25 protein-coding genes and 4 pseudogenes are annotated in these 18,792 nt (G+C 65.1%); 17 read left to right on the forward strand and 12 right to left on the reverse strand.

What is annotated here, in order from left to right; genetic code table 11:
• Positions 1-614 precede the first annotated feature (614 nt).
• The 3 genes from ACZ3IC_RS01015 to ACZ3IC_RS01025 all read left to right on the forward strand — a co-directional run bounded on the left by ACZ3IC_RS01015 (position 615) and on the right by ACZ3IC_RS01025 (position 2,788).
• Positions 615-1,196 (forward strand): hypothetical protein, encoded by a 582-nt coding sequence (locus ACZ3IC_RS01015; protein ID WP_467411319.1) that lies wholly within the window; start codon positions 615-617, stop codon positions 1,194-1,196.
• 152 nt (positions 1,197-1,348) lie between these two features.
• Positions 1,349-1,855 carry a tetratricopeptide repeat protein gene (locus ACZ3IC_RS01020; RefSeq protein WP_467411320.1) on the forward strand — a complete coding sequence of 169 codons (507 nt, stop codon included), beginning with the start codon at positions 1,349-1,351 and terminating at the stop codon, positions 1,853-1,855.
• A gap of 192 nt (positions 1,856-2,047) precedes the next feature.
• Positions 2,048-2,788, forward strand: a complete 741-nt coding sequence (locus ACZ3IC_RS01025; protein ID WP_467411321.1) for a hypothetical protein — start codon at positions 2,048-2,050, stop codon at positions 2,786-2,788.
• 9 nt (positions 2,789-2,797) lie between these two features.
• Here the strand turns inward: ACZ3IC_RS01025 and ACZ3IC_RS01030 are convergent, their stop codons facing one another.
• Positions 2,798-2,926: a hypothetical protein gene (locus ACZ3IC_RS01030; protein ID WP_467411323.1), complete on the reverse strand. Its 129-nt coding sequence runs from the start codon at positions 2,924-2,926 to the stop codon at positions 2,798-2,800.
• Between the two features lie 5 nt (positions 2,927-2,931).
• Between ACZ3IC_RS01030 and ACZ3IC_RS01035 the strand changes: the two genes are divergently transcribed.
• Complete coding sequence (locus tag ACZ3IC_RS01035; protein WP_467411324.1) at positions 2,932-3,516, forward strand: DinB family protein; 585 nt, start codon at positions 2,932-2,934, stop codon at positions 3,514-3,516.
• Between the two features lie 57 nt (positions 3,517-3,573).
• Here the strand turns inward: ACZ3IC_RS01035 and ACZ3IC_RS01040 are convergent, their stop codons facing one another.
• The 4 genes and pseudogenes from ACZ3IC_RS01040 to ACZ3IC_RS01055 form a co-directional block, all read right to left on the reverse strand.
• A complete protein-coding gene (locus ACZ3IC_RS01040; protein ID WP_467411326.1) occupies positions 3,574-4,047 on the reverse strand; it encodes an ISAs1 family transposase in 474 nt (157 codons plus the stop codon).
• A 181-nt stretch (positions 4,048-4,228) separates the two neighbouring features.
• Complete coding sequence (locus ACZ3IC_RS01045) at positions 4,229-4,432, reverse strand: DUF397 domain-containing protein (protein WP_467411327.1); 204 nt, start codon at positions 4,430-4,432, stop codon at positions 4,229-4,231.
• Positions 4,389-4,553: pseudogene (locus ACZ3IC_RS01050) on the reverse strand (XRE family transcriptional regulator); the annotation flags it as partial. The pseudogene ACZ3IC_RS01050 and the gene ACZ3IC_RS01045, both read right to left, overlap by 44 nt.
• Positions 4,529-4,972 (reverse strand): annotated as a pseudogene (locus ACZ3IC_RS01055) (VOC family protein); the annotation flags it as partial. The pseudogenes ACZ3IC_RS01055 and ACZ3IC_RS01050, both read right to left, overlap by 25 nt.
• Before the next feature lie 31 nt (positions 4,973-5,003).
• Between ACZ3IC_RS01055 and ACZ3IC_RS01060 the strand changes: the two are divergent.
• From ACZ3IC_RS01060 to ACZ3IC_RS01100, 9 genes are all read left to right on the forward strand, one after another.
• Positions 5,004-6,689: a recombinase family protein gene (locus tag ACZ3IC_RS01060; RefSeq protein ID WP_467411329.1), complete on the forward strand. Its 1,686-nt coding sequence runs from the start codon at positions 5,004-5,006 to the stop codon at positions 6,687-6,689.
• On the forward strand, positions 6,686-6,949 hold the full coding sequence (locus ACZ3IC_RS01065; RefSeq protein ID WP_467411330.1) for a hypothetical protein: 264 nt from the start codon (positions 6,686-6,688) through the stop codon (positions 6,947-6,949). The genes ACZ3IC_RS01060 and ACZ3IC_RS01065 overlap by 4 nt, the downstream gene beginning before the upstream one ends.
• 356 nt (positions 6,950-7,305) lie before the next feature.
• A complete protein-coding gene (locus ACZ3IC_RS01070; RefSeq protein ID WP_467411331.1) occupies positions 7,306-7,440 on the forward strand; it encodes a hypothetical protein in 135 nt (44 codons plus the stop codon).
• A 45-nt stretch (positions 7,441-7,485) separates the two neighbouring features.
• Positions 7,486-7,917 carry a hypothetical protein gene (locus tag ACZ3IC_RS01075; RefSeq protein WP_467411333.1) on the forward strand — a complete coding sequence of 144 codons (432 nt, stop codon included), beginning with the start codon at positions 7,486-7,488 and terminating at the stop codon, positions 7,915-7,917.
• Positions 7,917-9,344, forward strand: a complete 1,428-nt coding sequence (locus ACZ3IC_RS01080) for a DNA primase family protein (RefSeq protein ID WP_467411335.1) — start codon at positions 7,917-7,919, stop codon at positions 9,342-9,344. The genes ACZ3IC_RS01075 and ACZ3IC_RS01080 overlap by 1 nt, the downstream gene beginning before the upstream one ends.
• An 847-nt stretch (positions 9,345-10,191) precedes the next feature.
• Positions 10,192-10,476 (forward strand): hypothetical protein, encoded by a 285-nt coding sequence (locus tag ACZ3IC_RS01085; protein ID WP_467411336.1) that lies wholly within the window; start codon positions 10,192-10,194, stop codon positions 10,474-10,476.
• Between the two features lie 24 nt (positions 10,477-10,500).
• Complete coding sequence (locus ACZ3IC_RS01090; protein WP_467411339.1) at positions 10,501-11,328, forward strand: hypothetical protein; 828 nt, start codon at positions 10,501-10,503, stop codon at positions 11,326-11,328.
• A 609-nt stretch (positions 11,329-11,937) separates the two neighbouring features.
• On the forward strand, positions 11,938-12,288 hold the full coding sequence (locus tag ACZ3IC_RS01095) for a P27 family phage terminase small subunit (RefSeq protein ID WP_467411340.1): 351 nt from the start codon (positions 11,938-11,940) through the stop codon (positions 12,286-12,288).
• Positions 12,269-12,493: a hypothetical protein gene (locus ACZ3IC_RS01100; protein ID WP_467411341.1), complete on the forward strand. Its 225-nt coding sequence runs from the start codon at positions 12,269-12,271 to the stop codon at positions 12,491-12,493. Before ACZ3IC_RS01095 ends, ACZ3IC_RS01100 begins: the two co-directional genes overlap by 20 nt.
• An 82-nt stretch (positions 12,494-12,575) precedes the next feature.
• Here ACZ3IC_RS01100 and ACZ3IC_RS01105 read toward each other — a convergent pair whose 3' ends face one another.
• The 4 genes from ACZ3IC_RS01105 to ACZ3IC_RS01120 all read right to left on the reverse strand — a co-directional run bounded on the left by ACZ3IC_RS01105 (position 12,576) and on the right by ACZ3IC_RS01120 (position 14,367).
• A complete protein-coding gene (locus ACZ3IC_RS01105) occupies positions 12,576-13,079 on the reverse strand; it encodes a hypothetical protein (RefSeq protein ID WP_467411344.1) in 504 nt (167 codons plus the stop codon).
• A 392-nt stretch (positions 13,080-13,471) separates the two neighbouring features.
• A complete protein-coding gene (locus ACZ3IC_RS01110; RefSeq protein ID WP_467411345.1) occupies positions 13,472-13,708 on the reverse strand; it encodes a hypothetical protein in 237 nt (78 codons plus the stop codon).
• Positions 13,702-13,992 carry a hypothetical protein gene (locus ACZ3IC_RS01115; RefSeq protein WP_467411347.1) on the reverse strand — a complete coding sequence of 97 codons (291 nt, stop codon included), beginning with the start codon at positions 13,990-13,992 and terminating at the stop codon, positions 13,702-13,704. The genes ACZ3IC_RS01110 and ACZ3IC_RS01115 overlap by 7 nt, the downstream gene beginning before the upstream one ends.
• A 153-nt stretch (positions 13,993-14,145) precedes the next feature.
• A complete protein-coding gene (locus ACZ3IC_RS01120; RefSeq protein ID WP_467411348.1) occupies positions 14,146-14,367 on the reverse strand; it encodes a winged helix-turn-helix domain-containing protein in 222 nt (73 codons plus the stop codon).
• 399 nt (positions 14,368-14,766) lie between these two features.
• Between ACZ3IC_RS01120 and ACZ3IC_RS01125 the strand changes: the two genes are divergently transcribed.
• A complete protein-coding gene (locus ACZ3IC_RS01125; protein WP_467411350.1) occupies positions 14,767-14,964 on the forward strand; it encodes a hypothetical protein in 198 nt (65 codons plus the stop codon).
• 254 nt (positions 14,965-15,218) lie between these two features.
• On the opposite strand, the pseudogene ACZ3IC_RS01130 reads toward ACZ3IC_RS01125, so the two are convergent.
• A pseudogene (locus ACZ3IC_RS01130) lies at positions 15,219-15,559 on the reverse strand (VOC family protein); the annotation flags it as partial.
• Positions 15,560-15,773: 214 nt separating this feature from the next.
• On the opposite strand from ACZ3IC_RS01130, the pseudogene ACZ3IC_RS01135 reads away from it, so the two are divergent.
• Positions 15,774-16,103, forward strand: a pseudogene (locus ACZ3IC_RS01135) (aldo/keto reductase); the annotation flags it as partial.
• An 864-nt stretch (positions 16,104-16,967) separates the two neighbouring features.
• Positions 16,968-17,525 carry a CGNR zinc finger domain-containing protein gene (locus tag ACZ3IC_RS01140; RefSeq protein WP_467411352.1) on the forward strand — a complete coding sequence of 186 codons (558 nt, stop codon included), beginning with the start codon at positions 16,968-16,970 and terminating at the stop codon, positions 17,523-17,525.
• A gap of 30 nt (positions 17,526-17,555) precedes the next feature.
• Here ACZ3IC_RS01140 and ACZ3IC_RS01145 read toward each other — a convergent pair whose 3' ends face one another.
• Positions 17,556-17,888, reverse strand: coding sequence for an integrase core domain-containing protein (locus tag ACZ3IC_RS01145; protein ID WP_467411354.1), 333 nt, complete (start codon positions 17,886-17,888; stop codon positions 17,556-17,558).
• Positions 17,889-18,045: 157 nt separating this feature from the next.
• Between ACZ3IC_RS01145 and ACZ3IC_RS01150 the strand changes: the two genes are divergently transcribed.
• A complete protein-coding gene (locus ACZ3IC_RS01150; RefSeq protein ID WP_467411355.1) occupies positions 18,046-18,396 on the forward strand; it encodes a hypothetical protein in 351 nt (116 codons plus the stop codon).
• A 153-nt stretch (positions 18,397-18,549) separates the two neighbouring features.
• Here the strand turns inward: ACZ3IC_RS01150 and ACZ3IC_RS01155 are convergent, their stop codons facing one another.
• A complete protein-coding gene (locus tag ACZ3IC_RS01155) occupies positions 18,550-18,717 on the reverse strand; it encodes a DUF397 domain-containing protein (protein WP_467411356.1) in 168 nt (55 codons plus the stop codon).
• Positions 18,718-18,792 lie beyond the last annotated feature (75 nt).

Raw genomic sequence — 18,792 nt, forward strand, 5'->3', positions numbered from 1 at the left:
GTGACCCCGGCAGCGCGCCAACGCTCCGGGGCCTGGCACAAGGAGACAGACTCCTCATGCAGATTCATCGTAGCGCCCTACGCGCGGTTTCACGGTTCTACCCAACGCGCTGTTGCAGGACCGGCGGTTGTCCTACACCGCCCGCGGCCTTCTGGCCGACCTTCTTTCCCGTCCCGACGGCTGGTCCGAGGACGGTCGGCGGATGGCCGACGCGAGTCCGCAGGGCCGTCTCGCAGTCGCGAAGGCGCTGCGGGAGCTGACGGCCTTCGGGTATTACCCGGGTCCACAAAGTCCGTCGCAGCGACGGGACTTTCGTCAGCGAGGCCCATGTCTACGACACTCCGCAGCCCGTTTCGGGTACGGGTTATGTGCGCCAGGTCGTGCCGGGTATCAGCCGTCCGGGTTCCGGTGAGCCGACCGTCTGTGGCCGGGGCATCAACCCCGTAAAGAACCGTGGGAAAGAACCCTCCCTCCCCGGTCGACGTCAGCGGCCGAGCGCGGCCGACGTGTGCGAGGCGGCCGAGGTTCGCGGAGGCTGGGCTGCCACGGGAACGGGCCAGCCAGTGGGAACGGGCGAGCCAGTGCAAGCGGGTGAGCCGGTGGAGACGTCCGTCATGCCGAAGAAGCTCACGACGCCGGAGGCGCCCGCGGCCGGGGACGTACTCACGGGCAAGGAGGTCTTCGGGGCCGGTCCCGGCCGGGACCACGCCGATCCGTCGACCGCCGAAGCCCACGGCGCGGCCGTCGCCACGCTGCTCCGGGTGATCCGTCCGGAACCGCGTCTGCGGCTCGGCGCGGTCGAGGCGCTCGCCCTCGCGCCGCTGGTCTCCGCCTGGCTGGAACGCGGTTACGATCACCGCGACCTCGCCGGGGCCCTCCTGGGCGGGCTGCCCGCCCGTGTCCACTCCGCCTCGGCGATCCTGCGCAACCGCCTGACCCGGAAGCTGCCCCCACCACCTGAGTCCTCGATGCCCGAACCGTCCGGCCCGGCCATGCCGCGCTGGGCCGAGTGCGCCGAGTGCCGTCGCCCGATTCCGCACAAGGGCACCTGCCGAGACTGCGCGGCCCCGGCCGACGGCCCCCGCCCCGACGACGACGGCGCCCTCCGCGCCCGGACGGCCGCACGAGGCCGCGCCCTGGTGCGCGCCGCGCTGCGGACGGACCGCTCGGAGCTGCCTGCTGCCAGCGGAGCCTGACCGCGTTGCCGTGACTCGGCGGATCCTCGGCAATCCCGAAGTCGTTCGTCAGTGGCCTCGGTGCTGAAGCTGTCGTGCTTCGGCTCATCAGGTGAGGCTGGGGCACTCGAACAGCCTTGGTGGACATCGGGCTTCTCTGCGAGGCTATGGCGATGACCACCACACCAGAATGGGAGCAGCGCTCCGCCGACCTGTGGGCCGCCATCGGCGACTTCGACCCTGCCGACTTCCGCGCGAAGATCGGGGCACTGGCCGACGAACTCCCCGAGGGGCACCCGGTCGCGTACTTCGAGCGTGCGTCGGCGAACGACTCGACGGGCGAGGGCGAGGCGGCCGTACCGCTCTACCGGAAGGCGCTGGAGGCCGGGCTGACCGGCGAGCGCAGGCGGCGGGCCGTGATCCAGATGGCGAGTACGCTGCGCGCGCTCGGGGACGCCGGGGCGAGCGTTGAGCTGCTCACCGCGGAGCGGGACAACGGCTCCGACCACCTTGATGATGCGGTCTCCGCCTTCCTGGCGCTCGCGCTGATCGACGTCGGCCGGGAACGGGAGGCGGCTGCGCTGGCCCTGGGCGCGCTCTCCAAGCATCTGCCGCGCTACAACCGCTCCCTCGCGAACTACGCGAAGATCGCGATCGGCGAGGAACCGACGGCCTACTGACTTCGGCTCGTCAGGTTGAACTATGGTGCGAGCACGAGACGGTGACTGTAGCCGTCACGCCCAGGAGGCAGGCCCTGTCGAGCCGGAAGAGCCGTCTTCCGTAATGGGTTGCGTAGTTCTACGGATCCTGCGGGACGGCTCACTGATTAGAGTCGTCCGTGGTTCCATCGAACTCATCACAAGGACGATTTCATGAGCACCCTGCCAGAGGGCCGCCCACCGAAAAGCGACGCCGTGACAGCAATCGCGAGCGCTCTCGCGAGGCTCCAGGCGTGGTGCGCGTGCCAGGAGGGTGTGCGGCTGGTGCTGGGCCCGCCGCTGGACGACCGCCGGATCGACGCGCTGCCGTACGAGATCCGAGAGCGGTATCCATGGAAACTCGCAGTGCCCTATCGGCCCGACCGCTTTGTCATTCCTGTCGGGTATCGGGAAGTCCTGCGGACCTGTTCCTTCGCGCGCATCGAATACTGGGATGAAGACGAGGACGATTGGTTCGTGTACGAGCCGGTCAATGTGTTCTCGCCGGACGAGGTCTGCCAGGGACGCTCATTCACTGATGCCGGAACCACACTCAGCGGCGACCGTGAGATCCATACGTCCTTCCTGATTGCCTTCGCCACCACCGGCTATGCGGTCGAGGCGTCACGGTGGTGCTTTTACACGGACGGTGACCTGCCGCAGGAGGACGGCGAACTACCTGTCCTCCTCGAATGCAACGATTATGAGTGCCGCGTTGCTAAGTACGTCGATACTGGTGACTGGATCAGCAACGCCGACAATGTGCCTGGCGCTCTGTCGTTCGCCGACTGGCTGGACGCACTGGTTACGGAGGTCACCCGCCTGCCGTTCGACCCCGAGCGCACGGATAACATCCCCTACCTTCTGCGCTACGCCAAAGTGAACACGGCCGACCAATCGAAAGACCACCAATAAGAGGTTGTCTCACGTGGCAAGTTTCACGAGCTTCTTGTAGCAGGTCAGGGCGGCGGCCATGGCCAGGCCTCGGCTCTGCCAGTCGTTGCGGACCACGTACGGGATCTTGAGACCACGAGCAGCCCATGGCAGGCTCATGCCGCATGATCGATGAATTCGCGAAAGACAATCTGCACGGGAGACTGCGGCGGGACCGTAAGGCGCTGCTCTGGAAACTTGACGGCTTGTCCGAATACGACGCCCGCCGACCTTTGACAGCGACCGGGACCAACCTCCTCGGCCTGGTCAAACACGTGGCCACCGTCGAGGCCAGGTACTTCGGCGAGGTCTTCGACCGCCCTTCCCCGGAACCGCTGCCCCGGTGGCAGGACTCCAACGGCAGCGATCTGTGGGCGACCGAGGACGAGACCCGCGATCAGATCATCGGGTGCTACCGGCGCACGTGGGAACACTCGGACGCGACGATCAACGAGCTTCCCCTCGACGCCCCCGGCCACGTGCCGTGGTGGCCGGAGCCTTATGCCGACACGAACCTGTTCGCCATCATGGTCCATGTCCTCGGCGAGTCCATCCGGCATGCCGGGCACGCCGATATCCTGCGCGAGGGCCTCGACGGCCGGACCGGGTTGCGCGCCGAACACGAGAAGCAGATCGACGAGGAAGCCCGTGCAGCCTACTGCGCGAAGATCGAGCAGGCTGCCAGGTCGGCCGCACCAGTCAAGGCGTAGAGGTTGTCTCACGTGACTTGATGTTCGTGCGGCATGATGCCGGTCGTGGGTGCTGATCTATCGAAGCGTCTGGTTCCTGATGAACTCTGGGAGCTGGCCGCCCCGTTGCTGCCGTCGTTCGTTGTTCGTCCGCAAGGTGGCCATCGCGCGGGGTGCGTTGCCGGTCCGCAGCTGGGAGGCGTCCTCGGTGAAGGTGGTGTCGCGGATGTGGTGCAGTGCCTCGGTGCTCCAGTGGTCGCGGATCAGTTGGGCGAGTCGGGCCGGGGAGGCCTGCTCCGCAGTCGGACTGTTGACGGCGTAAATGGTCTTGATGGTTGTCTTGCCGGTCTTGCGGTCGGTGCGGCGACGCTTGATCTGGATGGCCTGCCGGGCTCCGGGGAACAGCAGGTTGTTCACTGTGGCGACCTTGATTCGGCGGATCTCGGAGCGGCCGTGACCCTTGCCCCTGGCGCGGTCCTGAAGGGGGATGTCCTTCCAGGGAGTCGACTTGAGCTGCGCGCGCAGGTGCTTCTGGTTGCCCTTGACGATCACGACCTAGTGCGCCTCGCGGCCCAGGAGGTACGCGGCGTGCTCGCGCTGGGTGTGCAGTGAAGTTCCACCCTGATCGTGGACAGCGGGCCGCAAGAGCCCCAGGTCGGTGACGCCAACCTTGAGCAGTCTTTTGAGGGTGAGGCCCGCCTGTTCTCGTTTGAAGCAAAAAGCCGTGCTGCGGTCAGGACGCCTTGACGGACTCGATGAACGGCATCCAAGCGGACGAGGGGAGAACGAGCACCGGGCCCTTGGGGCGCTTGGAGTCGCGGACGGGGACGATGCCGGGGTGACCGTCCGTGACTTCGAGGCAGTCGCCGCCACTGCTGTTGCTGTGGCTGCTCTTACGCCAGGTGATGGCGCTCAAGGCGAGTTGGCTGTGCACCATTTCGGTAGTCCTCTGCCGCGTCCTCGATCACGGTGAGGGGCGCCTCCGGCGGCAAGGCGGCGGCCTTCAGGAGATCGTACGACCCCCGATACTGCTTCACGAGGGCCGGATCGTCGACGGTGTTGGACGGGGCGCGAGGACGCAGAACTCGTGGCCCTCCGGGTCGGCCAGGCACCTCCACGGGACGTCGCCCTGGCCGAGGTTGATGTCGGTGGCGCCGAGGGTCCGCAGCCGGGTCACCTCCGCCTCTTGATCGTCACCGGGGTACGGCAGCAGGTCAATATGAACGCGGTCTGGCACGGCCTTCACGCCGGGCGTGCGGAGGAACTCGAGATACGGGCCGACACCCTTGGCGGAGCGCAACACCGCCTGATCGTCAGTCACCTTGTGCAGGGTCCAGTCCATCGCCTCGTCCCAGAACCGGGCCATGGCCCGCGGATCCACGCAGTCGACCACCACCGCGGCGATCGGCCCGGTGTCCCGGTAGATCTCCCGAGGCTCCAGCACGCAGAACTCATTGCCCTCCGGGTCTCCGAATACGCATGTCTAGCAGTTCTAGGAGACATGCCCGATGGCAGCAAAACCGCAGGTCAGCGCGGGGAACTTCACCAACTCGCTCGGGGTAGGTATGAGCGACCAACCCCGTGCCCTCTCTGCTATCCGTCTGTCGGTCGAGACCGACGAAACCACCAGCCCCGGCCGTCAGCGCGACGCTAACGCGGGGACCGCCGCATCCATCGGTGCCCGCATCGCTGGGGAAGCCGTAGACCTCGGAGTCAGCGCGAGCAAAACAACCCCGTTCGAACGGCCCGAGTTGGGCGCATGGCTGACCCGACCCGACGACTTCGACGTGATCTTGTTTTGGCGGCTTGACCGTGCCGTCCGGTCCATGGCCGACATGTCCGCGCTGGTCGGTTGGGCGCGCAAACACGGTAAGCGGCTGATCTTCGCTGAGGGTCCGGGCGGGGCACGGCTCGAACTCGACATGTCCAACGTCGTGGGCGAGTTGATCGCAACCCTTCTGGCGTTCGCGGCGCAGATGGAGGCACAGAGCATCGCTGAGCGCGTCCTCGGCGCGCAGGCCGCCATGCGGGGAATGGAACTCCGCTGGCGCGGTTCCCGGCCCCCTTACGGCTACGTGCCTGTTCCGCTGGAATCCGGCGGGTGGACCCTGGCACCGGTCACCGAGGCAATCCCCGGATGCGGCCCGGCCCCGGTCGCTGTCATTGAGCGGATCATTCGCGATTTGATGGGCGACCCGGCGCAGAGCGTGAGCGGTAAAACCGTGAGCGCCATTGCCGAGGAACTGAACGCCGAGGGCATCCCTTCCCCGCGCGACTGGTGGGCACTGGCCAAGGGACGGACAACCGGCGGGAAGACGGGCGGTGCCAAGGGACAGCGCGCGGTGAGCCGTGAGCGTTTCAAGTGGACGCCGAACGTGGTTAGCAAGTTGCTCCGCTCCTCCTCGCTGCTCGGTTGGAAGACGCACGACGGTAAGCCGGTCCGCGACAGCGAGGGACGGCCGGTTATGGCGACGGCCGACCCGATCCTTACCCGCGCCGAGTACGACCGCGTAGGCGCGCTGTTGGACTCCCGGAGCATCAACAACGGTGGGCGTAAGGACACGAACGCACTACTCCTCGCTGTGGTCCATTGCGTGAGCTGCGACGGCCGTATGTACCTCAATTCGCAGGCCGGAAAGACGCCTACCTACAAGTGCAACTCCCATGCGCGCGGCGACGCTTGCGAGGCACCGGCCAATGTTCGGGGCGATTGGGTGGACGACTACGTAACCCGCGAATTCCTCGCTGCGGTTGGTGGACTGAACGTGACGCGAGTAGTCGAGATTCCCGGCTATGACCCGGCCCCCGAAATTGCGGCGACGCTGGCCGAGTTCAAGGAACACCAGGAACAGCGGGGACGGCAGAAGTCGCGGAGCGCGCGGGAGGAATGGCAGCGACGGGCGGATGCCCTTGACGCACGGTTGGCCGAACTGGAGGAAACACCGGCTACCCCGGCCCGCCGAGAGGTGATCGGCACCGGCCGGACGTACGCCAACGAATGGGCCGACACCGACACGGCAGGAAAGCGCCGAATGCTGCTGGACGCTGGCGCGCGTCTCACGGTCAAGCGGGGAACTCGGGGCGGTTGGCGACGGCTGGACGAATCGCGGGTGACCTTCACGCTGCGGGACGCCGAGCACGCCGACGCTGCCGACTACCTGAGCGCCGCTCTCGCTGAGGCGGTGGCCGCATGAGCGCGGAAATGCGGGCCGAAATCGACCGACTGTCAGCCGAGTTGGCCAGCATGACGCCGAGGGGGCCCCGCCCCTACCGGCCGTGGGTGTTCCTCTCGACAGCGGAGAGGGCCGCCGATGTGTACGTGTCGGCCGAGCGGAACCGCGTTGCCGTGGCGCTGCGAGAGGCTGAGGAACAGCTAGCCGAGTATGAGCGGGTGCGGTCGCTGCTAACCCCGGATGCGTTCCGGGTGTGGGCACGGGTGCGGTATGGCAGTTAGGCCGCGTAGGAGGCGCTGAGAGCCTTTGAGGGCCCCGGTGAGGGATTTCCCCGCCGGGGCTTCCTTATGCCCGCAGACGGCCGCCTGAGTGCCTTTCAGGCCCTCACCGATCACCGGGGCCGGGTCGACCCCCACAAGCCGTCAGAGGGTCGCGCGGAGTTCTGTAACCAAAAAATTACTCTCCGTAGTGGTGGCGGCTGGCCGGCTCGGATATGACGGGTTTTCAGGAGCGCTTAACCAACTCGCCTCGTAGGCAGTGAGGGGCGCTTTACAGGCTCACTCTCTACAACATGCAGGCACCCTCGGCGGGTGCCTTTTCTTTGACTCGAATTCCGATCGATCGGAGAGGAACCGACATGCACGACAAGTGCAAGTGCGGAAATCCGCTCAAGCCCTACTGCGGCACCGGCACGCGCCCCAAGTGGTGCTCACGCAGTTGCCGAGATCGCGACTACTACCAGCGCAAGACGTACGGCGACACCACCCGCTGACCACCCCTTGACGTTAAGGGCTGCTCACCCCGAGAGGACCAACCCATGAACCTTGACAAATACACCCCCAAGACACAGGCGTTCCTAGTCGATGTCTACTACGAGAATGGCAATCTAGCCGGTCAGAGTCGCCTAATCGCGTGCCCTTTCTGCGGCTGTGAGCACACGCACGGAACCTCCCTCGGCCACCGCACGCCGCATTGCCTACCGCAGACAATCCAGCGCGGACGGCTTAAAGACAGCGACGCATACGGAAACCCCGGATACGAACTGTGCGACCCGGCCGACGACGTGAATTGGGACCTAGAGCGCGTCTACGCGCAACTCTGGGTTGCCCGTAAGCGGTACCTGCGGCTGCTCGCTGAACACGACCGCATGGACCCGTGGACGGCGCGAGAGCGTCGCGTAAAGAAGAACCTAAAAGAAGAGATCGACGGAATCGCGGCCGTTCTGCGCGCTGCGGGGGTGGAGCTGTAATGGACCTCTCGAACATCAATGCCGAGGCGCTACTAGCTGCGCTACAGCAGGCAACGCAGGGCGGGGACAGCGCCGAGGAAATCGGCACCATGGCGGACGACGACCTAGCCATCCATGCGCTGAGCAACCGGTTTAACGGCTCACTGTCATTCAACCGGGCACGCGGTTGGCATTTCTTCCCCGAGGATGCCCACCACTGGCAGGCAGACGCCGAGGGTGACGACGTAACGTCCACCGTTCAAACCCTGCTGCGCGAGCTACGCAAGAACGAAAAGGACCAGCGCCGCTCTCAGTACCTCGGGAGCAAGCAGCGCCGAGACAACGTCGTGGACATGCTTAAGGGTCTATCCGATGTGCGTTACAGCGGAGATTGGGATGCCGACCCGTGGCTACTGGCGGCCCCTAACGGGGTCATCGACCTACGCACCGGGGAGCTATCCGAGGGTTCGCCGGAACAGCGGATCACAAAGGCTGTCAGCGTGCCTTACGACCCGGACGCTAAGGCCCCTCGGTGGGAACAGTTCCTCGCTGAAGTCTTCGCCCACGACCCGGCATTGCCCGGCTACGTACAGCGGCTGTTGGGGTACGGGATCACCGGCAGCACAAAGGAGCAGTGTTTCGCCGTCCTCTACGGTTCCGGCTCAAATGGAAAGTCCACGCTGCTAACCACGCTGCGGGAACTACTCGGTGCGCACGCCACGCCTTTCGACATGTTCACCACCAGCGGTAAGGCGCGCGGCGGGCCGGACGCCGAAATGCTTGTTGGCACTCGCCTAGCACTGGCCAGCGAGACAAACCGTTCCGCCGTTCTCGACAGCGCCGCTATCAAGAATGCGACCGGCGGGGAAGAGATCACGGTCAACCCCAAATATCGGAAGCCTTACGCGTTCAAGCCGCAAGCACTGATCCTGCTAGCGAGCAATTACAAGCCGGTCGTTAAGGAGCAGGACAACGGCACGTGGCGGCGCGTCAAGCTGATTCCTTTCCTCCAGCGATTCCAGGGTGAAAACAAGGACGTGAATCTAGAGGACACGCTACGCGCCGAAATGCCGGGCATCCTCGCGTGGCTAGTCCGTGGCAGCGTCGATTGGTACGCCGACGGGTTGCATGACCCGGACAGCGTGAAGGCGGCCGTGGAGGCGTACAAGGAGGAGTCCGACACCTTGGCCGGATTCTTCCCCGGCATCCTTGTGGCGGACCCCAAGGGACGCGTTACCGGCGCTGACCTTTGGAATGCGTACACAGCGTGGGCCGAGGAAGAGGGCATGGACGCGTTCCGCACTAAGCGCTCTCTGACCAACGCACTCAAGGAACGGTGCCGCACCATAGGCACGTACAACAGCGGCGGCAAGCGTGGGTTTACCGGAATTCGACTCGCTGAGCAGACGGATTGGTCGGATTCCCCAGAGATGTTCCGGGCCGAGTAGGACAGCGGGGAGGGGGTGTGTTGCGTGTGCACGCTATGTGCTGCACGTCCGCACCCCCTCTGACCTGGGTAAAGCAACAGAACAACAGACGGTGCACAAGATTTGAAGACATGTAACTCAGACAGACCTAATGGTATTTGGAAAGCCTCCAAGGCAACTGTTTGATGTGTTGTTGCGTTGCGACGCCCTCCCCACCCGCTGCCCCGAGCCGGCCGTCACGATTGGTTAACGTATACCGGAAGGGAATCCGTTATGCCGAACCTCTTGTGATTTCGCTTAACAAACTCACCTCGTAGATAGTGAGCGGCAATAGCCGTTCAAGAAAATGACAAGCGAGGTCCCGGCTTACCCGCCGAACCCCACACGTGACCAGAGCGCGGACGCTTGAGCTTTTCGGATTCCAACTAGGTTGCCTCTCTTTTCCTTGGTGCGCCGAGGGCCGGTCAGTCTCTCCTCTGGCCGGTCACTCAGCACCCCTTAACGTCAAGGGGTGACCTCCTGCGGCTGCTCCCGCATCCCCCTTAATTCTTCGGCGAGTTGTAGTCACGCGCGCATAGTCGGCGTACTCCTCCCCGATGGGCCCCCTTGCCCGCTGTGATCTGAGCAGAGATCCGGCGAGTAAGGGGGCCCTTTTGTTTGCGCGAGAGGGAATCTGATGACTTACCACACACGCGATGGGCGACCGCTCGTGACTGTGCATGACATGACTACTGGCGGGCGGGGTTCGACCTCCCGTAGGGACACAGCGGCCGGGCAGGACCCGGCCGAATCCGCCTCTCGTAACCATGCAGCGCGACGACGGCGCGAGATTGCCGAATCAGCCACCGCTGTTAGTCACAACGATTCAATGCAGGATGTTTACGCGGAACGCGCCGCCCGCAAGGAAGCCGAACAGCGCGAGCTAGAGGAATGGCGAACGCAGCAAAAGGAAGACACCGAGCGGCGTAAACGCAGTGAGATGCATGACCGATGGGTGGCGGAAGAGTCGCAGTACCTAGACATTGGCAGCGACTCCGACCCCATCGAGTCATTGACCGCAGCGCGTCAGAGTCTCGCTGACTTCAAGGAGCGCACTGAGGGCGAGGAAATAGCCGCCCGCATTTTCAACCGAATTCACGCCCCCTGGCTTTGATCCAGAAACCCGAGGAAGCAAGCAATGAACGACGTAACTACCCCAGAGGATCTACTTACCTCTGCCCATGAATTCATGATGCACAACAAGCGTCATGGAGTCCTAGCGCCAAAGGCCGCCGAGGATCGTTGGCAGGATCTACAGGCCGTTGTCCGTGAGATGGAGAGGCTTACTGAGCTGTTCTACGAGCGGTCCGAGGCCGCCGAGGATGCGCGGCTAGAGGCCGTCGCCGCTTATGCCCGCGCTGCTGATTCCGGCAAGTCCGTTCCGGCCGGTATGGGCTCTAAGGTGCAGGACGCCAAGCTAGCCGTTGACGGCACCCTGCGCGCTTTCCGCGACAATCTGCCCCGACTGGTGGCAGCACGTAAGGCGTATGACGCGCTGTTTGATGACCGTAATTTTGTCGCCGAGTATCGAGCGACCGTGTCCGGGGAATTTCTCAAGCGGCGTGAGGCTGTGTTGGCGGCATTCAAGGAGCTTGACGCGCAGATTCCCGCGCTGGCCGAGCTGTATCGGCTGCTTGGTCAGTTCACGCTAGACGACCTGCTAGGCGATACGCTCGCTGAAATCGAGTACAACGGTTCCCCGCTGGAGCACGGAGGGCTTTTCACCGGGCAGGGGAATGAGAGTTGGGACGCCCCAAAGCTCAGCGAGGCAATGAGCGATGTTCGCCGATACGTGCTGAATGACGACCCCATCCAGGGCGGCACCCTGCTAACCGAGGACCTGGGCACTATTGCCGCTGCCCTCCCCGAGCTTGCGGAGAAGCGTTACGAGGAATGGCAGGAAGCGCTAGCGGCGTCCCGAATGACGATGACGCACGCCAGCCCTTATGGCAGCTACAGCCACTAGGCAACGGATTTATGGGGTCGGCCCGGCGATAGCCACCGGCCCCGCTCGCTGACGAAAGGAGGTACCCCCTATGCCATGGGAAACCAGCGACCGGCGTTCCCGCCTTCCAGCCAACTGGGCCAAGCTGCGGCAGCGCGTTATCCGACGGGCGGGGGGTCGCTGTCAGGCCGTCCTACTCGACACCGGACAGCGCTGCGGGGAATCGGGCACGGACGTTGACCACATAGTCCGGGGCGATAACCACGCCCTAGACAATCTGCAATTGCTGTGCCGCTGGCATCACACGCGAAAGACTCAAGCTGAATCGGCGGCAGCGCGAGCAATGATCCCCCGCCCACAAACTGAGATACCCAGGGTGCAGCGGGAGGCCACGCCAGACCCTTGGTGATCCTCGCTGTGAACGCTGTGATTCTCTGAGTTCGCATCGAATTTCACGGAATGTGACGGTGGCTGAGCTTGCGCAGAGTGACCAAAAGGGTGGGGGGTGACCCCTAAACAGCCCCTTTCCGGATCGCAAGCGTATAGCTCTCGCCGATCTCCGTCCGGACAGCCCAGATCAGTTAACGCTGTGCGACCAGCGCGAATACCGAATACCCCTGGAGTTTCACTATGAGTAAGCCAAAGCTGAGTACCGAGTTCCGCCGCGCGGTGGTCGAGGAGTTCGACCTAGAGGCACACGAAATGATCACCCTGGAACGGGCGTGCGCTGTGCTGGATCAGATCGAGGGACTAGAGCGGGACGTGAAGGATCGCGGCATCATCGTGCGCGGTGTCCGAGGCGGCCTATATCCGAACCCTTCGCTTAAGGAACTGCGCGCCGCCGAAACGTCGTTCCTCGCTATCGTGCGCGCCCTCGGCCTACAGGATGCGGATATGGGCGCCGGTAAGGGTTCGCTGTCCGCTGCTGCCCGTGCCATGAATCGCCAGCGATGGGGGGTGCGTGGTGGTCGCGCGGCGTAAGCGTGAGCCGGTCGATTCCGGCCCCACCGCCGAGGATCTGCAATACGGCCGTCTCGGCGTGATGTACGGCCTATTCGGCAACGACCCGGTCGCATTCGAGCGGGTAGGCCGCCATGACCATACCGCGCCTTTCTCCGACGCTGCCCTAGAGGTCGAGGCCCGCGAATTCGCGGAGCGTCACCGGCACATGTGGGCCGACTGGTAGACCGACCACCTAGGAACGTCCCTAGGTGCTACAGCCCCGCTTTCCGCTGTCGGGGGCTTTCTGCGCCTAAGACACCTTCGCATTAACCCCTGAACCGGCGCCGCGACCCATCATCGTCCAGCGCGATTTGGGCTGCTTCCACAAACAGGGAAAGACAGGCATGGATATCCCGGCGCGCGTCGACCACCGATGACCTAGGGCTGGTGAAGTCATTTTCAGCTCTCTCCCGCACCACTACCCGAAAGGCTACGCATGCGTCCATTAGGCGGTCCGCAGCGCCTGTTACTCTCTTCGGTCCAGCGAAGAGAACTTCTGTCCATGCCTTCCTGATTTCGAGCGTTATCGGGTGTAGCTCGTCGTCCTGATTAGGCTCGTCGTCATAGTATTCCCAGTCAATTAGGACAGCGACAGCGGCGGCATACTCCTTGTACGTCGCCTCTCGCGGCTCACGCCGGGACTTCCGATGCTCTGCGCGTGCAACAATTTCAGCACCTTCCCTTTGCGCCCGCGCAGAAGCTAAGGCGGCACCAATTGTGGCAAGCGAGCCCGCCAACGCGCCGCACACGGCGGCTAGTCCTGCATCCATAGCTGAATACCTCCCATCGTTGGGAGGCGTTAGCCCCCCGATGGCCCTTCGCTGTCGGGGGCCATTTGCTTGTCTAGGGCACCTTCGAAAGAAAGGTGGGGTATCTGGCCGGAGTGGGGGTCATGGGGCGGGTCAGCCCAGTGATGCCAAGGGTTTTCCGCCCCTGCGATTCTTAGGCCGCAGAGTCGAGAACGGCCCTCACCTCGGGTACGTCGGCGTACTCAGCGAGGCGGGCCAGGACCACCCGCACCCGTTCCGCTGTCCGCTCGCTGGCAACGTCGGCCGACAGCGTGAGCACCCGTTCGGCAGTCGCCGCCGCTTCCTCGGGTTCCGGCCCCGTCCAGTGCAGCGGGAGAGGGACGGCCGAAGAATTGCGGAAGGCGTAACCAGTCCTAGGTACTGGCCCCAGCGCTGGCCTTGAGGGCCTCCAAAAAGCGCTCCACGGCCACTCCTGAAGATTGGTTCGTCTGGCCCGTCAACAGAGCGTTGAGCGCCCACCTGAGCGTTTGCAAGCGGATCTCCACCTCCTTGCGCCGGGTCTTCCCCATCAGGTCCCGGTCGCGCTCGGCTTGTGTTTGCGCCCGCAGGAGTTCACGGCCGATGATCTCGGGCCCTTGTTCGGTCACCATTCACCCCGACCGGTGAACCAGCCCGTGAGGTACGCGGTGGCCATGTCCAGAGAAGGGAGGGGCCATCCGGGATTCTCCCCGGGTCCCGGCTGGACGAAATAGTTCAGAGGCTCCCCGTCCCGAGCCGGGATCTCGGTGATCCAAAGCCGGTGGGTCTCGTCGGGCTCGCCCTCTTGAGCGTCTTGGAAGAACCACCCGCAGAGCGCCCCGTTGTCCGGCCGTCGGTCGAACCACTCGAACCGGAAACCTTGCGCGTACTCGGTATCACCCAACGTGCGTGCCATGCCGACTTACCTCCCGTTATTTTCCGCAACACTCTGCACCCAAGGGGCACCCCTAGACGGGTTCGCATATTTGTTCGAACATGCCCGATGGGTGGCGGTCGCATCTTGGCCTTTCGTGTGCCTGACGCCACGTCAGGTAGAGCTGATAACGCGTCAGACGACGAAAAACCCGCGCGGGATCACCTTACGCAGCCTGCCCTCTGCCACCAGCACTCCGACCGCGCGCACGGCCGTCGACTGGCTGATGTCGTACTCCGCCGCGATAGCCACTGTGCCGGGGAACTTGTCGCCCGCCTTCCACTCGCCCGCGTCAAGGCGTCGGCGTAGGTCGTCGGCAACCTGCGAGGCGAACGGAATCGAACGGTCTAGCTCCATGTGATCAGCGTCGGCGCTATTCCACGCGTGCGCTATCGCATTGGTCCACTAGTCAGCTAGTGCCCCAATAAGCGACCCCGAGGGAGCCGGGCTAGGGCTACTCCTCGGGGCCTGACCGAACATCGGAGGTTCGGCTATGCGGCACTTTATCTGTTGGCTTTTCGCGCTGTTGTTCCCCGCCCGTGGAAGGCGGCGCGCGACCCCGGTTCCCGCCCCCGTTCCGGCCCCGCGTCGCCGCGTGACTGTCGTCTCTCCCGAGGACGTACCGGCCCCGGTGGAAGGCGAGGAGATCGCCCTAATCCGGCCCTACGTGCTCCGGTGGGAGCAAGCCGCACCAGCGGAACGCGAGGCGATCTTGCGCAGGAACCGGCGCATCGACGCTGCGGAGGTGGCGGCAGCATGAGCGAACCGCGCACTTATCCCGATGAGCCGTTCTGGGTTCCGCTCCCCGAGGGGCCCGACGACCCCGCCCCGGTGCCCGGATGTGCCGGTTGCGATGCGCTGGCCAACGTGCGCCAACTCGCCCGCAGAACAGGTGACTTGACCACGGTCACGGATGCCAACGTGATGATCCGCCGACACCCGCATGAGCAGTGAGACAGGGAAGCTGTGCGGGCGCTGCGCCGGACACCGGACCGTGTGGTGTGACGGTTGCTGGGGGTTCGGCGGGTGCGCACGCTGTAAGGGCAGGGAACGCCTACCGTGCCCCGACTGCGTTCTCGGTGCCGAGGATGTAGACCGCTTCCGCTGGCACTGAGACCGGCCTCGCTCGCCTGTTCCCCCGCAGGTGGGCGGGGCCTTTTCATGCCCTGATCAGGGGCTATGCCGTAGAGTTGCTAGTCCGGCGTGTTCGGGTCGGCGAGGACCGTCCACGGCACGTCGCCCTGGCCCACGTCGGCGGGCGTCGCACCGAGAGCCTGGAGGCGCGCGACCAACTCCGCCTGATGGGCCGCAGAGGTGGTGGCGAGATCGAGGTGCACACGGTTCTTTGTTGTTGTCTTGGGTTCCGGGACGGTAACGACGTCGACGCAGACGGCGACCGGGTCCGGCCAAACGAAGCCGGCGCCCGGCTCCACGTTGGTCACGCCGGGTCCCTCGTGGAAACACCCCAGCCGAGCGCCTCCGCCCAGAACCGGCCGACCGCCGAGTCATCAAGGGCCTTTATGTTCACGTTAACCGGTCGCAGTGCCATGCCGGCGATCCTATGCACCCGCTCTGCAACGACATCCGCACCGTCGCCAAACAGAGATCAACTCGCTTAGTGGTCGACTCCGGAAGCCCTTCGGGGGTTGACGCGACGGTTGGTTGCGTGGCCCGGGGCGCTCGGGTATGCAGACTGCTGAAGGGATGCGGTTACTGCGGTCTCAGCGGGGGAATCCCAGCTCGCCCGCACGCAGCCCGGCCTGGAAGCGGGAGTCGGTGCGCCTGTCGCGGCGGTGCAGAACCGGTACACCGGTGACATGGGGCTGCTGGCGGAATGCGAGGAATGGGGCACCGCGTACGTGCCGTACTTCCCGCTCGGCGGTGGCGTCAGCCCGCTGGACGCCGAACGGCTTGGCAAGGTCGCAGCTCGCCTGGGCGCGACCGCCATGCAGGTGCAGCTCGCCTCGCTGCTGGCGACCTCGCCGTCGGTGCTGGCGATTCCGGGCACCGGTTCGCTCGATCACCTGGAGGAGAACCTCGCGGCGAACCATCTCAGTCTCAGTGACGAGGACCTGTCTGACCTGCGAGGCTGACCGGCTCTGGAAGTCAGCGTGCCTGCCGTGCCCGTTGCCGCCGCACGCGCGATGTCCCGACCGTCACGGAATGACACGGCGCGCCGGTCTCGGCGGAGTTGGCCGATCCGTGGACGGCCCGGTGCTGCCGGACTACCGACCGACAGGCAGACTCTTGATCATCTCGCTGTTGACCAGGATGACGAGGCAGCCGCAGCCGCCGACGCAGTATTCGACCTCACCTTCAGATGTGCGGTGGTGGGACCGTAGCGTCCACCATTGCGTTTCCGTCGGAGTCGGCTCGTGGCAGACGGGGCAGTGGTCGTCCGACGGCGTGACCGGGGATGTGGGAGTCATGCCACCAACATGACGTCACTGTCTAAGACACTTCAACCATTACACCGGTCGGCGGCTCAGGCGGGACGAGTGCCGGGGCGATCGGCAGGTCCGGCAGGCCGAGCAACGCGGCGCACCGACCAGGCGCCGGCCAGGACTACCAGTGCCATGGCACACAGCTGACCAGGCCGAGCGAGATCACCGCCCGCCACTGCGCAGCCGTGATCCCCCGCAGCCGCGGCCGGACCAGTAACCACAGGATCGCGGCCGAGAGGAACAGCCGCACCGGCCAGCGCCGTGGGACCGACGTTCGCGTACGCCTCCTTGGCCACGGCCGAACCCGCTTGAAGGCTGATGATCTGGGCCGGCATCAACGCCGGTGCCGTCGCGGCGCCCTGCCACGGCGATCGGGGATCTTCACCGTCGTGCTCCTCCGGTTCCTCTCCGTAGTCAGCGCCGCCAGGCTTTGCCGTGATGACCGCGCTGGCCACCCGGCCTGCCGCCGCGCGCCAGTACAGCTCGGACCCCACTCGGTGATGTAATACCCTTATGCATTTCAACCATTACGGCGGGGAGGCCGCCCGGCTGGCCGCCGACCTGGTCAACCTGACCGCGCCACCACGACCCGAGCATCTGGAACCATTGCTCGCCACGCACGGCGTGGTGCACCGCACGCTCACCGCCGCGCAGGCCGAGACGATTTGGACATGGAGCCGACGCCTGGCCGCGTGCTTTGGGCCGCAGGACCTCGAAGAGCGGTGCCAGGCAGTCAACACACTCCTCGCCGATGCCTCCAGCAGTCCCCGCATCTCCCTGCACGACGGCCGGCCCCACCTGCACTACAGCGCCACCGGTGCCGACGCAGCCGCCCACATCCGCGCCATCACCGCGACCGGACTCGCTTACGTCGTCTGTTCTGCTGGAGCCGAACGGCTGGGACGCTGCGCACGCCGCGACTGCGGCCTGGCATTCGTCGACACCTCCCGCAACGGCCGACGCGCCTACTGCTCGGTGCGCTGCGCCAACAACGATGCCGTGGCGCGTCACCGCGAGCGGCGCCACGGTGACGCCCGGCCGTCAACTGCGCGGAAGACCCGGCGAACGTGACTGTGAACCGCCCCGGGGGCCGTGGAAATCTCAGCTTGTGGTGATGACCTGGGGTTTCGTGAGTTCGGTGTAGTAGTTGGCTTCGTATTCGACGGGTGGGATGTGGCCCATTGCGCTGTGGAGTCTTCGGTGGTTGTACCAGTCGACCCACTCGGCGGTGGTCAACTCGACCTGCGAGAGCGTCTTCCAGGGCCGTTGCGGCTTGATCGACTCGGTTTTGAACAGGTCGATCGTGGACTCCATCAGGGCGTTGCGTATGCGTAACTGACGCTTTCGATGCTTGCCGCGATGCCGGCGGCGTCCAAGTGCTCGGCGAGCTTGAATGATGTGTATTTGTGACCGGGCATTCGAATGACGAACCAACTACCCTGTCTGCACGGGTTGTTGGTCGCGTTCGCGCTGCCACAGCGCAGGAAGTCGCCGCTCGCTACAGCGGCGGCCCTTACTGCGAGAGCGAGGCCGCCCAGGCGTATGGTCGGGGCTTCGATCGGAGGCTGGAGCAAACGAAGGAGGTGCTGGGGTGAGCGGGAGCACGGGCCCGATGACCGACGTGCCCGGGACTGGCCCGCCGCGGGCGTCGACCCGGGTCGGTACCGCTGTATGCGCCATCGTTCTCGTTCTCGGGCATGTGGTGACGGGCTACGTCGTGCTTACCGCCTACATGGTCGAGCCAGATGGCCCCTGGGACCGCCAGGCTGTCGCCAACGTGCGATTCGCGGCCGGCATCGGGGTGGCCTTTTCCGTCGTGACGGCACTGCTCTCGTGGGCGTTCGTGAAGGCCGAGTGGCTGCGTAGCTGGTGGTACGCGTTCCCCGCCGGACTGGCCTTCGCCGCTCTGCTTCGTCTGACGATCCTCGCGTCTGGGCTATGACACGCAAGGTTCGCACTCGGGCAGGGAAGGCCCGGGAGCGGATGGGCGAAGGCCGGGACCGGACGCTCGCGACGCGTCCGATCGGGGCTCGAAGACGGGGCGGGATCGGACGGGCGTGATGCCGCGCACGGAAGCGAAAAAGCCGCGCTGCGGTCAGGACGACTTGACGGCCTCGACGAACGGTGTCCAGGCGGACGCGGTGATGACGAGTGCTGGTCCTTCGGGGCGCTTGGAGTCGCGGACGGGGACGATGCCGGGCTGACCGTCCGCGGTTTCGAGGCAGTTGTCGCCGTCGCCGTCGCCGTCGCTGTGGCTGCCCATCTGTGTGGGTGTGGAGCTGGACCGGATCCGGGTCCGGTCCGTGACTGGCTGACTGTTTTTGTTCGTTGCTTCTGG

The sequence above is a fragment of the Streptomyces sp. NPDC002958 genome (assembly GCF_055563255.1).